This is a genomic window from Dyadobacter arcticus, assembly GCF_011762185.1.
GTDB lineage: Bacteria > Bacteroidota > Bacteroidia > Cytophagales > Spirosomataceae > Dyadobacter > Dyadobacter arcticus.
On sequence record NZ_JAASQJ010000002.1, the window covers coordinates 682,080 to 697,103 of the forward strand.

The window sequence follows — 15,024 nt, forward strand, 5'->3', positions numbered from 1 at the left end:
AGTTTCCTCTATGAGAATTGTTTTTTACACCACACTGTGGGTTATATGCAGCTTCATCCTGATCAAACCAAATGCCACTGCGCAAGTAAGATTGCCAGGCAATGTACAAATGCCGGGCGGCAGCCAAGGATCGAGAAGCACGGGCGGAGCGGCACAGGGAGGAGCAGTGCTGGACGATAGTACCAAAAGCATTTACGGTCCGCAAACGACGTTTCACTACTTTGAGAATGATATTCTAAATAACAGAGATTCAACACGTTACAGGGTAGATACGAGCCTTACCAACTTTCACAGGTGGACGCCTATGGACCGGTCGTGGGGCAAGCTCGTCGATCTTGGAAACACGGTTACTGCCACGCGATACCTCTTTTTTCAGCCTCGCCAGGACATTGGGACACAGCTTGGGATGCGCGCCTACGACGAGTATGCCATCAAGCAGGATGAGGTGCAATACATGGACACGCGCTCGCAGCATACTGAACTCGACTTCATATCCGGCGCAAGAAAAACATCATTAGGAAGGTTTGCCTACACGCAAAACGTGCATTCCCGCTTCAATTTCGGCCTTCGAGCGCAAAGACTTACCTCCAATAAGCAATATGGATTTGTCAATAATTTAAATGCCGGTGCATTCCTAGGACAGAATTGGACGCTCCTGATGCACACCAGCTTTTTTTCAAAAAACAAAAAATACCTGATCCTCGCCCATTACAGGCACATGAACCAGAAAGTGCGCGAGCAGGGTGGCGTTATACCCAATGTGGGTGCGGATGGGATTGTTGAGGATTTCTCTTACGATGGCGCAGCCAATATTAGCGATGATGCCAATTCCTGGGAGCGACGCCATGTTTTTCACATTTATCAGCAGTACCGCCTGGCGAATGGGTTTCAGATTTTCCAACAGGCGGATTATAACAGTACCCTCAACCGGTTTACCGACCTGGCTCTGGAACGCGGGCTGGACAAAGGAATATACCCGGTCGCAAGGTTTGATTCTACCGAAACAAGGCAAAATCTGTTTTACAAACTGTTTGACAACAAAGTCGGGATCAAAGGATTTTACTCAGGATTCAATTACCGTGCTTATGTGCGGCAACGTTTCTATGGCATGCGGGCAACTAGCCAGGGTGGGAACGACGTTGGAAATCCTTATACCACATACCGCACAGGACTTAAATTCGACAATATCATCGGTGCCTGGCTTGGATATTACCTGAAAGATTCTGTCCAATACCTCACCGCAGAAGCCGATCTGAACCTGGCTGCCAATGTGGAATACAGGCTGAAAGGCGAGTTGAATACCAAGTGGGGAAAGGCCGGATTTCAAAGCATTCAAACAGCTGCTGATTTGCTGGCGCAGCGTTACCTGAGCAATCATTTTGTCTGGAAAAATAATTTCGATCCTACCAAAGTGCAGACGATTTATGCGTCGCTGCCCCTCAAAACAGAGAAAGTCGAGTTTGTACCAGAGATTCAGATCCATCAGGTCAATGATTATATTTATTATGATACGGCGGCCGTTCCTCGACAATTAAATGCTGGTTTCCGTTTATTAAGAGTTGGTTTCAATTCGGGTATTCACCTGAAAAGATGGAATTTCACAGCGATGGGTTACCTCACATTGAATGATAACAAGGATGTGATCCGCGTCCCAACCGCGTTTGCAAGTGGCGAGGTTACCTTCGATTTTGTGTATGCCAAGGTGCTGTTCGTCCAGCTTGGACTTGCGGCAAGATACCGTTCTGCTTATCTCGCCGACGCTTATATGCCTGTTACCCAACAGTTTCACTTACAAAACGAAACCAGGCTCGACCAGAATGTGGTGGTGGATGTGTTTGGGAACGTTCGTATCAAAAGGGTCAGGTTGTTTTTCAAAATGGCTTACCTTAACCAGGGCGGACAATTTAAGCTTTTCCCAAAGGGTTATTACGTCACACCCGGCTATCTCGGGCTTGCCAGGGCCTTTTCATTTGGGATCAACTGGCCCATGTTTGATTAAAATCGTTAACTTCCTTCCATATGGCTACGACGTTAACTACGCTTGGATTAGAACTGCCCACGGATCCCCGCTGGACGGACATTGCGGCAATGCAAATCAGCGACATTCTGATTGACCATGCCTATTGTGAACAAAAAGCCGCATCCAGTTGCATTTCCCTGATCGTCCATTACCCCGAAAAAGCCTTGATGGTGGAGACATTAACGCCCATTGTGGCCGAAGAATGGGGACATTTTCAAAGGGTTTTGAAAGAATTGAAAAAACGGAATATCCCGCTCGGAAGGCAACGGAAAGATGAATATGTAGGCCAACTCATGCAATTGGTGCGAAATAAGGGCGATTATGAACAGGCTTTGCTCGACCGGCTGCTGATATGTGGATTGATAGAAGCCAGAAGCTGCGAACGTTTCAAATTACTTTCGGAATCGCTTGACGATGAATCGCTGCAGAAGTTTTACAGGGAACTAATGGTTTCCGAAGCCGGACATTACCGCACTTTTATCGAACTGGCTGAACAGTATCTCCCCGAAGCGGAAGTCAGGAAAAGATGGAAAGAATTGCTTCACGCCGAAGCAGAAATCATGAAATCACTCGCGCCCCGCGGCGATCGCATCCACTAAACCGGAATCAATTCAACTTCTTAAAACCTTTATGCAATCCTTTCTGAATCTCGTTGCCCAACGTATTCTGGCCAATCATACATCATTGGAAAGGGTTCAAGTTATTGTTCCAACACGTCGGGCAGCTTTTTTTCTAATGCAGGAATTGGCGAGGGAAACCTCCGAAGCGATGATGAGCCCGGTCGTGATGGCTGTGGACGATTTTGTGGAAAGCCTTTGCACATTGGAAATTGAAGATCCGGTTCATTTGCTGTTTGACTTGTATAAAACGTTCAGGGAAATAGACCCGGATGTGCAGTTTGAGCGATTTATGGGCTGGGCGTCGGTGTTGTTAAACGACCTTGATAAGATTGACCAGTATCTTGTCAAAACCGACTTTTTATTTGACTATCTGTCCGAAGCGCATGCGATAAGCCGCTGGCAGGAAACTTTGCCGCAGGGCCGCACATTGCAAAGTGAAGGTGGGTCCAAACAGTATTTCTCACTTTTTGTAAACATTAAAAAGGTCTACGAATCATTTAGAAAAAGGCTTTCTGATAAAGGGAAGGCCTATCGCGGCATGGCTTATCGCGAACTTGCCGAAGATGCGGACGCCGTCATTACCAGGCGAAATGATTACGAGAAACTCTATTTTGCTGGATTCAATGCCTTTACCGAGTCGGAAAGGAAAATTGTCACTTCACTGATCAAAGCCGGAAAAGCGGAGGTACTGTGGGACGCCGACCGCTATTATATGTCCGAAAACACGGGCGTAGAAGCTGGGAATAGCCTGCGGGAATATCAGAAAAGCCAAGCTTTTGGCGCATGGAACTGGTCGACTGATCATTTGCTGACTTCTGCCAAGAACATTACAATTTACGGTGTTCCCAATGCCACGTTGCAGACAAAAGTGGCGGGCCAGCTTTACCAGTCCATGAAAAAGAAGGACGATGCTGATAGATCCATTGTTACCGCAATCGTCCTGGCGGATGAAAATCTACTCCTTCCGATGCTCTATTCGCTGGACGAAGAAGTAACGGACCTGAATGTTACCATGGGACTTTCCATGCGGAATTCCCTATTGTACACGCTGATTGACAGTGTTTTTGAGTTACAGCAAAATGTGGTTGAATTCACGAATAAAAGTGGCAAAACGATCCGGATTCCCAAGTTCAGCCATAAGTCCATTGACAAGGTACTTAACCACCCGTTTATCCGTCATTACGAATATGTTGCTTTATCCCCGCTAGGTGACGGACAAACGATCATTCAGAAAACTTTATGGGAGATTACACGGGGTAATCAGGTTTTTTTAAGCTCAGAGGAGCTTACTGGGATGAGTGAAAATCATCCGCTATTCAGGATTCTTTTTACACATTGGCAAAAAAACAATTCAAGACAGGTCATTCAGACATTTTATCAGCTGATTGAGTTATTAAGAGATGTGTATAAGGATTACAAAAACGCACTGGAAACCGAGTACCTCTATCTTTTTTACACCCTTTTAAAACAATTTGAGCAAACCATTGACGAAAGGTCAGAACTGATCACATTACGAACATTGCGCTCATTCATGTTCGAACTGATCCGGCAAACGAGGATACCATTCAGCGGCGAGCCTGTGAGTAACCTCCAGATCATGGGAATGCTGGAAACGCGCGCGCTGGATTTTGATCGGATCATTATTTTGTCACTGAACGAAGGAATGCTTCCCCAGGCGAAAAGGCAGAATTCGCTTATTCCTTACGATGCTGCACAGGCCGTAGGGTTACCAACCCATCAGCACCAGGAAGCCGTGATGTCTTATCATTTTTACCGGCTTTTGCAGCGCGCTAAGGAGGTACACATCCTGTACACCAGCACAAATGATGCGCCCGGCGGAGGTGAAAAAAGCCGTTTTATCCAACAAGTTGAATACGAATTGGCGCAGTACAATCCGCAGATCAGGATTGAAAATAAAACGGTCATTTTTGAAAGTCGGCGTCAGGATGACCTGGAAGAGATTGTTCGCAAAGACGAAGCGATGATTGGGGTGATCCGGAATTACCTCGCCAATAAAGGTCTTTTCCCAACGCACCTGAATGAATTTATCCGCTGTTCCATGCAGTTTTACCTCAAACACATTGTAGGTGTGCGGGAAAAGGAAGAGGTGGAGGAAGAACTTGGCATGGATAAGATCGGTACCTGGCTCCACGCTTCCCTGGAAACGCTCGATAAGACATTCTTCCTCAATGGCATCGACCCGGCTGAGGAGCAGATCAAAACCATTTTAAGGCAGATCTTCGACGAGAAATTCAAGGGTTATGTAACAGATATGGGCCTCAACCGGATCTATTATCAGATCGGGGAACAGCAAGTGCTGGTTTTTCTAAAACACCAAATGAGCCAGAGGCCGAGAAGAAAAATAATGGCCGCAGAACAAGCCTTGAGCACCAGCATTAACCTGATTTTGCAAGGCGCCCACACACCCGTTAAACTCGGCGGTAAAATTGACCGCATTGAAGAAGGTGAAGGCAATGTGTTGTTTGTGATGGATTACAAAACGGGAAGTGTAGAACTGACCGGCAAAAATAAACTCGCCGACCCCGTCCGGAGAGAGGAAGTGATCCGAAATGATCCCGACCGGAAGATGGGTTATGTCCGCCAGCTTTGGATGTACGAATACCTGATGTACCGTAAAATGCTGGATGAACGCGGGCTCAGGTTGAAGGATCAAACCTATAATTTCGGAGAATATGCTGTCAAATCAGGTTTTTATTCTTTTCGTGATCCTAAAAATCTGATTGCCAATCCACTGGAGTTGACAGAAGAACTTGCGCCCGCTGATTTCATCGAAAAATCAGAGGCAATTTTAACGGATATTTTGAATGTCATGCTTGATCAGGACATTCCGTTTCGTAAAACGGACGACCTTAATATCTGCAGGTATTGTGACTTCAAAGGCATTTGCGGAAGGTAGTGAAGGGTCCAAACAAAAGAAGGCGGCTGAGATCCTCCGCCGCCTTCTTTTATGTAATTCCAATTCTTTATTTCTTTTTGAACTCCAGGTATTCTTCTACGGATGTTGATTTGCCGACTTCTGTAAGCTTAACTGTGATGTTTATCTGCGGAACGCCTTTACTGTTAACGATCATATTTCCAGTCCCTTCCACTCTTTGCCGCGAAGCTTTTTCATTACTCTGCTTCACATCAACCGTCTCGTCAATTACAAATACGTCCTTTCCAGTGGTTTTGACATCCACCAGGTTGTATTCCTGGGTAAAATCAACCGTGGTGCCAGGAATCTCGATTGCTGCGGTTTTAATGTAAACAATTGCCAACTTGTTTTTATCTGTTGTCGTTACTTGCCAGCTATGTTGGTAAGCCACGTTTTGCACAACTGTTGTGGTTTCGTAATTCCCTGCAAATTCAGGTGCAAAATCTGTTTCCGGCTCAACGGTCTCATCTTTATCCTTGCATGAACCCATCAAAACAACCAGACAACAAAAGATCAGCTTTTTCATACTTAAAATTTAAGAGTAAAATGTTAGGCAATAATATTCAAGAAACGTCGAAATTTTTACTATAACGGCAATTTGACTTAATGCGCGTATTTTCTGTAATGAAAATTCAATTTTAAAAAATTTCTACTTGCATACAGGCTGGTTCAAAACGGGAGCTTACCAAGATCTACATTGCCACCGGTGAGGATGATGCCTATTTTTTTGCCTGCAAACAGTTCTTTGTTCTTCAAAACCGCCGCCAATGAAACCGCGCCGGAAGGTTCCACGACAATCTTCATCCTTTCCCACAAATAGCGCATTGCCCCTACAATTTCCTCATCGGAAACAGTCAGGATATCAGTCACATAAGCTTTGATTATGGGAAATGTTTTGTCTCCAAGGGTGGTTAGAAGTCCATCGGCAATGGTTTTAACATAAGGCGCTTTTTGAATCTTGTCGCTTCGGAAAGACAGTACCGCATCGGCCGCACCTTCGGGCTCACCGGCATATACCTTTGTCCCGGGAGAAAAATAATGTGCCGACAAAGCAGTCCCGCATAATAAGCCACCTCCGCCGACCGGCGCAATGATTGCGTCCAACTTGTCCTGCACATCTTCAATTAGTTCTTTTGCGGCGGTCGCCTGCCCGGTGATTACCTCATAGTTATTGAACGGGTGGATGAATGTCGCGCCGGTTTCGCTTATAATTTCCTGAACCACCCGCTCCCGCTCCTCCTGGGTATTTTCGCAAAATGTGATCGTTGCGCCATAGCCTTTCACAGCATTGATTTTGACAAGAGGCGAATTTTCCGGCATCACAATAAAGGCTTTTGCACCTACTTTCGCCGCGGCAAACGCAATTGCCTGTGCGTGGTTTCCGGACGAATGGGTAGTAATGCCGTTTTCAAGTTGGTCGGGCGATAGTGATAGTATGGAGTTCAGCCCGCCACGGGCCTTGAAAGCACCGATTTTTTGCAAATTTTCACACTTAAAGAACAGCTCCGCTCCGGACAAATCATTGAGAAACTGCGAGGTCATAACGGGTGTGTGGTGGATAAAGGGCTCAACCCTTTTGTGTGCAATCTCAATAGCTTCCCGGGTAGGTACTGTTTCGGACATATCGCAATTTTTTATGGAAATATTTATTTTAAATTTACATATCACAGTTCCTCAACGCACTTTACAAAGGTAGCATCAAAACCTCCTCTACACGCATGTCGCTGCTCGTCAAAACTTTGTACAAATGTCGTTTTTTGATGACAGCTGCATTGCTATTCACTTTCCAAGCGGCTTTCCAAGTGGCCTTTGCACAGAATATTTATTCAAAGGGAGATTCTACCGCCATTTACAAGTTGCTTGAAAAAGCGGACGAGGTTACTGATGTGAATGTTGATTCGGCCATGTTTTATGCAAGGTCAGCCCTCAAAATGAGCAAGCAAAAAGGCATGAAACGCGGCGAAGGCTGGGCATTACTTAAAATTGGGGACCTGAAAAAATATATCAATTCAAAGGATAGCGTTGAGGTGCTTAATCTGGCCGGATTGAAAATTGCATCCCAGTTGAAAGATGACTTTATGCAAGCGCTTGGCCATTTCCAATTGGGCCAGTTTTACATGTTTGAAAGCCGTTTCAAAGAGTCGGAAGACAACTATAAAAAATCGCTTCAGGTAAAATTTGAAAAAGACCAGTCCGACTATACATCCATGGTCTATAGTGACCTGGGAATGCTCCGCAACCGTCAGGGGAAATTTGAAGAGCAGGTGGAATGGTTGTTAAAGGCAAAAAGGCTTGGTGACAAATTAAATGATCCATCGATCGCTGCCATGGCATTGAGTAACCTTGCTATCGCAAACAATACCCTTGGAAACAACCGGGAAGCCGTCGAAAACCTGCGGGAATCGATTTCGCTAAGGCTGAAAATCGGAAACCTGATCGGACTGGCCAACAACTATAACAGCCTGGCCAGAATGCTGCAGAAAGATTCTCTCGCTGCGGCGATCCGATACCAGAAGCTGGGTATGTATTATGCGGAACAAACCAAAGTGAAGGCATGGATTGCGACCAGTCATAGTACCCTTTCGAATCTTCTCACTCAGCAGGGCAAAACTGCTGAGGCATTTGAACATGAAAAAAAGGGCATCCAGCTGTTTATGGAGGCCGGCGACTTGAATCAGGTTGCATATCGCAGCATTGGCGCGGGAAAATTGGCCGCGATGCTGGGTAACGACAAGCACGCATTACGGTTCTTCCAAAACGCAGAGGATATTTCCACCAGGATAAAGGCTCGTGCGAACTTAAGGGATGTGTTTCTGACTAGGTCCTTCTTTTACAGAGATCGTAAGGATTTCCCCAAAGCATATCAAAACCTGACCCAATATACTGCCTATAAGGACAGCCTGATGCGTGAAACAACGCAAAGCAACATTGCTGAATTACAGCTCAAATACGAGACGGAGAAGAAAGACAGGGAAATTGCACTGCTTAATACTGAGCGAAAAGTCCGCCTGCTAGAAACCGAAAAGCAATTGAAAAACCAGCGATTAATGCGGAACGGAATAATTGGAGCAACCTGCTTTTTACTGCTTATCACTGGAATTTTATTCAACCGTTATCAACTGAAGAAAAGATTAGAGCAGCAGCAAGCCATTATCAATTTCAGAAATGACGTTGCCAGGGACTTGCATGACGACATTGGCTCCACGCTGACCAGCATTAAAATATTGTCGGAAGTGTCGCATTCCAATCTTGTGAAAGATCAGGTTAAGGCAGGTAGTTATCTCAAAAAGATCACGGAGCAGTCCACCCATATGCAGCAGGAAATGAGTGACATTGTGTGGGCGATCAAGCCGGATAATGACAAGCTTGCAAATATGCTGGTGCGGATGCGGGAATTTGTAAGCCATACGCTGGAACCGAAGAATATCCGTGCCGAATTTGTGATCGATGAACTGGTACTATCTTCAAGCCTGGATATGCAGCAGCGGCGCGATTTCTTTCTGATATTTAAAGAAGCAATCAACAATGCGGCCAAATATTCCGATGCAACAACAGTAAAAATCCTGTTGCAAAAGTTGAATGAAAACATTATGCTGACCATTTCAGATAATGGTACTGGATTTGAAATGGAGACGGAGACTTCCTCCAATGGCCTGAAAAACATGAGGTCCAGGGCCGCTGGCCTTGCCGGTACTTGTGAAATTACGTCCGCAAACGGTTCCGGTACTACAATCGAATTAAAGATTCCAGCAGGTTAGCCCGGAAAACCACATCATCATGCGATTGATTGACATCATGCAAAGGCACAACTTTGTGAAATACAACAAGCGCATAGTATGAATAACCTATCTCTTCCCGTCACCGATTATCTTGAAATGGAAACCGCCAATATTTTGCTTTATGACGACAATGAAGCTTTGCGGATCAGCATGGAAGCGCTTATTTCTGAGAGCGTGGATCTGAATCTTCTGGGGGCAATGCACACGCCTCAAAATGTGGTCAGTGATATTCAAACGCTTCATCCGGACGTCATTTTAATGGACATTGACATGCCGGGCATGAATGGCGTGGAGGCAGTGAAAAATATTCGGGCATATGATGAAAAGCTACCTGTTATCATGCTGACGGTTTTTGACGATAATGAAAACATTTTCAATGCAATATGTGCGGGAGCTTCGGGCTATATTTTGAAGAGATATGCCAGTGAGGAAATTCCGTCGGCGATACGCACGGTGATGAGCGGTGGCGCGCCAATGACCGGATCGGTAGCTAGGAAAGTGCTTCAAATGCTGCCAACTGCCAAAAGTGAAGAGCAGGAAGATTACAAGTTGTCCAAGCGCGAAACAGAATTGCTTCAATTGCTCGTCAATGGATTTAGCTATAAAATGATTGGGTATGAGCTGAATATCAGTCTGGATACTGTGCGGTCGCACATTAAGAAGATCTACGACAAATTACACGTTCATTCTGCGACGGAGGCGGTCTCGCTGGCGATTAAAAAGCGGATTGTGTAAAAACAAAGAAGCCCGTCGTAGCGACGGGCCTAATCATTAAAGCTTTCTAAACCTTACTTACCTGCATTAGGTGTGTAAAGGTTGAAGAACTGATCCAATTTTGGTGTAATGATGATCTCAGTACGACGGTTCAGGCTGCGGTTAGGCGCTGAATCATTTGCCACTTTAGGCAGATATTCTCCACGGCCACCGGCAATCATACGCACTGGCTCAACACCATATTTCTTTTGAAGCGTACGCGCCACAGTCGTTGCGCGTAAAACACTCAAATCCCAGTTATCAGTAATTTTATCGGTAGCGATAGGCACATTATCCGTGTGACCTTCGATCAGGATTTCAATTTCTTTGTAATCATTCAGGATTTTAGCAACCTTACCCAATACAACTTCAGCCTGGGTATTGATTACAGAACTTCCCGACTTGAAGAGCATTTTGTCAGACAATGAAACATACACAACCCCTTTTTTTACTTCGATTTGCACATCTTCATCGCTAACATCAGCCAACGAACGTTTCAGGTTCAAAACCAGCGCCATGTTCAGGGAATCTTTTTTCTGAATGCTTGAATTTAGGTCACGAATCTGCGTGCCCTGGGCGTCCATCATAGCAAGTGACTTTTTAATGCTTTCAGAACCTTCTTTGCTGATGACAGACAGGTCAGACATTCTGTCCAGCAGGTTGTTGTTGTTCTTCTTCAAAAACTCTACCTGATCTTCCAGTTCTTTCATCTTCAAATTTTTGCTGGTAAGCTCGTCGTTTTTGGCTTTCAAATCATTATTCAGAGTAGCAGTTCTGCTATCACAGTCGTTGAGGTCGGCCCGGGCTTTATCCAATTGGATCTGGATTTCGTTCGCCTGTTTCTGAGCAGTCAACAATTTCTTCTTGCTGGCGCAAGATCCCAATACAAAAAGCATTGCGACGGCTAAAATGGTATTTTTCATAATCATCTAGGGTTATTAAAAGATTGAAACACTGTTAAGTTGAATAAAAGAACAAGTAAACGTATAGTACAAATATCTTGCCAAATGGCGTAAAGAGTAGCCCGGGGTGCCGGTTTCAAGTCGCAAAGGTATAAAAAAAGGGAAAATTGCCACAGACAATCCTCCCTTTTATAAGATAGAATACAATAATAAACCTTTTTTAATACGGCATTGCCCAATATGGGTTGCGATGCGATTTAATGCTGTCCCGGATATGTGTTGACATAAGTTCTTCATATTTCTGAGTGGCGATCTTTTTCCCTTTTATTTTTTTGGGAATGGAAATCTCCTCCTCAGTCACCGGTCTCATTTTCACTTCCTTTGCCGTGGTAACGATATCCCCGTCATTAATATCCAATTCAAGGATCATTCCCGGTAGCCCGGAATATTGCTCCGGCCCGCCGGAAACAGGCAGGTTGTCGGCAAACCAAGCCGTTATTTTCTGGCTTTTAATCGTGTCTTCCGTTACCGCCATCATGCACATATATCCTGCCACTTCCTTGATCTTATTCATAACCTTCCACTTGGGCAGTTTCAGCGAGTCGTCGACAATGTAGGTCTTGCCAAGCATTTCAATAATGTCTGTGCGTTTTTCGTTTTCGAAGTCACGGTATATTTTATATTCCCCTTTTCTCCATGAGTAGCCGCCATCTAACTCTTCATTTTTCGGATAGCCATAAAAGCTTTGTTTTTCATTAAAAAACAAAGTCATTTCCTGCTTATGCTCGTCATCATTGGCCCAGGTCATTTTCATCCTGTCCTTTTCCTCATTGCTGAGATAGCTCAGGCGGGAATAAAGTCGCGTCCAATGATAGACTTTTTCGTAGGTAATCTGCCCCTCCATTTTCTGCGCGAACACATTTGCGGAAGCCAAAAACAGCAATATAAAAAGTGTAATTGATCTCATATTTTTAATTCGCTTAAAAGTTATTATTACGTCTGACACTGGCCGACATTCCTCTCATATTATACGTGAAACTCAACATAAAGTATCGGGATAAGGTAGATACCCGCCGCTCGGTATAGTAGTTCTGATTTACCGTCTGGGTAATGCCCAGGTTCTTTTTAAACACGTCATTGGCAGTAAGCCGCACTTCTCCTTTCTTGCTTTTGAGGACAATCTTATAAACAGAAAGATTGAGAATCGGTTGTTTTTGGTTGAAGCCGAACTGATCGTTCTTGTAACTGAAATAGTTGAAACGCGCATTGAAATAGATATCCTTCGGCATTTTTACATTCATATCCGCACCATAGTTGCTGTTGAAGATCTTCTGGTTCTGACTTGTATTAATAGAATATTTCGTATCGCTGATATTCCAGTTTGCATTGGTATATAGCGTGAAAATATCGCTTGGGGTCAGATCCAGCCGGGCGCCAAAGTTGTAACCATCCGTTTTTGTCTGGTTTTCGACGTTGTTAATGAAAGTCAGGTTTTTGCTGAAATTGAGCCCGGTATTAAGATTTAATGTTGCCTTCGTTTTTTTCAAAGGGAATCCAAAACCAATGTAGGTACCATAACTATTTCCACCGGTAATGTTCATGGGTTTAGTAGTCGTGATCAGGTTGTCCAGATTAATAGTCCGGTTGTACACGATCTGGTTCACATTGTAATTGTAATTTACATTAACATACAAATTGGTGAAACTTGCCGGATTGAACATTTGATATCCGCCATACATGCTATGGGTAGAAGCCGGGATAAGATCCGGATTTCCTTCAACAATATACAATGGATTGCTGTTATCTACGATCGGCTGCAAGTCAGTGATCGAAGGTTCCCTAACATTCAAGCCGTATTCAGCATACAGATACCTGTTGTTTTTAAGATCAAAATTGAGGGAAACATTGGGTACCCAGGTGAAAAACTTGCGGTCGACTATGGTGAAGTTGCTCGAAGATTTGTCGGCGGCAAACTTACCTTGCAGATCATACTGCACACCAGCCAGACCTGCCGCAATGTTGAGGCCTTTATTGGAGTAACGCAAGCTGGTACCCACCCGATTGTATGTGAAATCATTTGAGTAATACCGTGTTAAAAACTGATTTACTTCCGGCATATCACCTTCGACGTCGAACACATTTCTGTCCACTTTGTCCTTTCGCATGCTGTAATTATAGAATGTTTCCCAAAAGAACTTTTTTGAAAACGGCTCGACATAAGATAAACTTCCTTTGAAATTGCCCCGGGTGCTTTCCGTTTCGTTCATCTGATTGATCACACTGTTACGGAGCGAATCCTGAGGAAATAAGTTAATGGAATTCAGCCTCTTATCCTCGTCCGAATTGTTGATATTATAACCCACGCTGGCTGCAAAATTCCTTCCTTTTTTCTTAAACTTATGCCTGTACAAAAGAAGATTTGCCATTGCAAATGAGTTATAATTACTCACATTATCTACCGTTGATTGGTTAGAAAGGACATCCTCACTTCGGAACGATTGCTGAAAACTGTCATATTGATTATCTCCAGAATTGATCCTTGAATTACTGATCAAAATGATCGTGTTGAGCGAATCGATGATTTTCTCAAAGCGAAAGCTTGGCCGGTGATTTCCTGTAAAACCCAGCGTTTTGTTGTTTTCTATTGAGCTATATGAGTCGTTCGTCAAGAAGTTTTCAGTGCTCGACCGCACGTCCATAATGGATCGGCTCTGGTTATAAAAGTAGCTCGTGCTAAGTTTGGTTTTCTTTGTATCAAAATTATAATTGGCGCCGCCAGCCCAGTTTTTGGTAAATCCGCCGGATCCGGCGCCACCCCAGTTTGGCTGAATAGTAATGTCGTCGCCGCCATAATATCGGCCGCTATTGAACCCAAAATCCCCATCATCGCCCCAGTTGAACGATTGGCTTCCTTTGAAATCCTGGTAATCATTCCTGGCAATGCCGGATTGATTGGTGTTGTTCCCAAAACCCAGCAATGCGAATTGCTGCTTGTCGTCAAAACGGTTGTAACTCACCTTCCCCTCCATTCTGGAATCTGTCCCAACCCCAGCCACCGCCTTGCCAAATCCGCCTTTTTTATGGCTTTCCTTTAATTCCAGGTTCAAGGTCTTCTCCCGCTTCCCATCATCGACACCCGTTGCTTTTGACTGCTCTGTTTTACCATTGAAAACCTGCACTTTATTAATGGCTTCCGCGGGCAGATTTTTGGTGGCCATTTTAGGATCATCCCCAAAGAATCTCTTACCGTCCACCGTTACACGTTTGATTTCCTCTCCCTGCGCGCGAATGTTTCCATCCCCATCTACCTGTACACCCGGCAATTTCCTGAGGAGATCTTCTACAGTCGAACCGGGCGGTACTTTAAATGCTTTTGCGTCGAACTCTACCGTATCGCCCCGAATGCTCAGTGGAGCCCTGGCTGTTTTGATGACTACCTCATATAGTTCCTTTTGCAGCACTTTCATCCGGATCTTACCCAAATCCACTGTTTCCAGGTCTTTTGGGTTGATATCGTCCTGATATGGGATGAAGCCTACGTACGAAACCTTGAAAATGTAGGAGATCCTTTTGAGATTTTTTAGCTCGAAAGCACCTTCCTTATTGGTCCGCCCAAAATTCACAAGCGATGAATCCTTGGGTAAAAGCAGCATGATCGTGGCCTCCGGCAATACTGCGCCGGAACTGTCGGAAATGATTCCTTTTAACGAAAACCGTCCCCCTGTCTGCGCATGGGCAGACCAAGTAGAAACACATAAAAAGAGCAGAAGTAAGATTTTTTTCAAGGCTGGCTGACGGGTTAGGTGGGGAATTATGTAACTGAGTAATTACTTTTTGCAATAATATGCAAACCAAAATAACTTTACAACTAAATTTTTAGTTTGAAGTAAACTTTTACAAGATTGTTACAAAATTTAACATTAATTAAGAGGTCAACTGTAAATATCAAATTTTATTATATATAAGTTACTTATATTCTATAAAAATATAAAATTTTAATTTTGCGGTAATATTG

At 44.3% G+C, this 15,024-nt stretch carries 10 protein-coding genes; 5 read left to right on the forward strand and 5 right to left on the reverse strand.

Going from position 1 to position 15,024, the window contains the following annotated elements:
- The first annotated feature begins 10 nt into the window (after positions 1–10).
- From FHS68_RS10660 to FHS68_RS10670, 3 genes are read left to right on the forward strand one after another with little or no spacing between them, the layout of a single operon-like run.
- Positions 11–1,999: a putative porin gene (locus FHS68_RS10660; RefSeq protein WP_167269798.1), complete on the forward strand. Its 1,989-nt coding sequence runs from the start codon at positions 11–13 to the stop codon at positions 1,997–1,999.
- Positions 2,000–2,019: 20 nt separating this feature from the next.
- Positions 2,020–2,619 carry a MiaE family protein gene (locus FHS68_RS10665; RefSeq protein ID WP_167269800.1) on the forward strand — a complete coding sequence of 200 codons (600 nt, stop codon included), beginning with the start codon at positions 2,020–2,022 and terminating at the stop codon, positions 2,617–2,619.
- A gap of 31 nt (positions 2,620–2,650) precedes the next feature.
- On the forward strand, positions 2,651–5,557 hold the full coding sequence (locus FHS68_RS10670) for a PD-(D/E)XK nuclease family protein (protein ID WP_167269802.1): 2,907 nt from the start codon (positions 2,651–2,653) through the stop codon (positions 5,555–5,557).
- A 67-nt stretch (positions 5,558–5,624) separates the two neighbouring features.
- Here FHS68_RS10670 and FHS68_RS10675 read toward each other — a convergent pair whose 3' ends face one another.
- Both FHS68_RS10675 and FHS68_RS10680 read right to left on the reverse strand, forming a co-directional pair.
- Positions 5,625–6,101: a hypothetical protein gene (locus FHS68_RS10675; protein ID WP_167269804.1), complete on the reverse strand. Its 477-nt coding sequence runs from the start codon at positions 6,099–6,101 to the stop codon at positions 5,625–5,627.
- Between the two features lie 143 nt (positions 6,102–6,244).
- Entirely contained in the window at positions 6,245–7,198 is a 954-nt protein-coding gene (locus FHS68_RS10680; RefSeq protein WP_167269806.1) for a threonine ammonia-lyase, read from the reverse strand.
- Positions 7,199–7,335: 137 nt separating this feature from the next.
- Here FHS68_RS10680 and FHS68_RS10685 point away from each other — a divergent pair, with 137 nt between their 5' ends.
- Together FHS68_RS10685 and FHS68_RS10690 are read left to right on the forward strand one after the other, a co-directional pair.
- Entirely contained in the window at positions 7,336–9,333 is a 1,998-nt protein-coding gene (locus FHS68_RS10685; RefSeq protein ID WP_167269808.1) for a tetratricopeptide repeat-containing sensor histidine kinase, read from the forward strand.
- A gap of 78 nt (positions 9,334–9,411) precedes the next feature.
- Positions 9,412–10,089, forward strand: a complete 678-nt coding sequence (locus FHS68_RS10690) for a response regulator (RefSeq protein ID WP_229211848.1) — start codon at positions 9,412–9,414, stop codon at positions 10,087–10,089.
- Positions 10,090–10,142: 53 nt separating this feature from the next.
- Here the strand turns inward: FHS68_RS10690 and FHS68_RS10695 are convergent, their stop codons facing one another.
- The 3 genes from FHS68_RS10695 to FHS68_RS10705 all read right to left on the reverse strand — a co-directional run bounded on the left by FHS68_RS10695 (position 10,143) and on the right by FHS68_RS10705 (position 14,794).
- Positions 10,143–11,030 carry an OmpA family protein gene (locus tag FHS68_RS10695; protein WP_167269810.1) on the reverse strand — a complete coding sequence of 296 codons (888 nt, stop codon included), beginning with the start codon at positions 11,028–11,030 and terminating at the stop codon, positions 10,143–10,145.
- Between the two features lie 199 nt (positions 11,031–11,229).
- Positions 11,230–11,976: a GLPGLI family protein gene (locus tag FHS68_RS10700; protein WP_167269812.1), complete on the reverse strand. Its 747-nt coding sequence runs from the start codon at positions 11,974–11,976 to the stop codon at positions 11,230–11,232.
- Positions 11,977–11,989: 13 nt separating this feature from the next.
- Positions 11,990–14,794 carry a TonB-dependent receptor gene (locus FHS68_RS10705; protein ID WP_167269814.1) on the reverse strand — a complete coding sequence of 935 codons (2,805 nt, stop codon included), beginning with the start codon at positions 14,792–14,794 and terminating at the stop codon, positions 11,990–11,992.
- Positions 14,795–15,024: the final 230 nt, after the last annotated feature.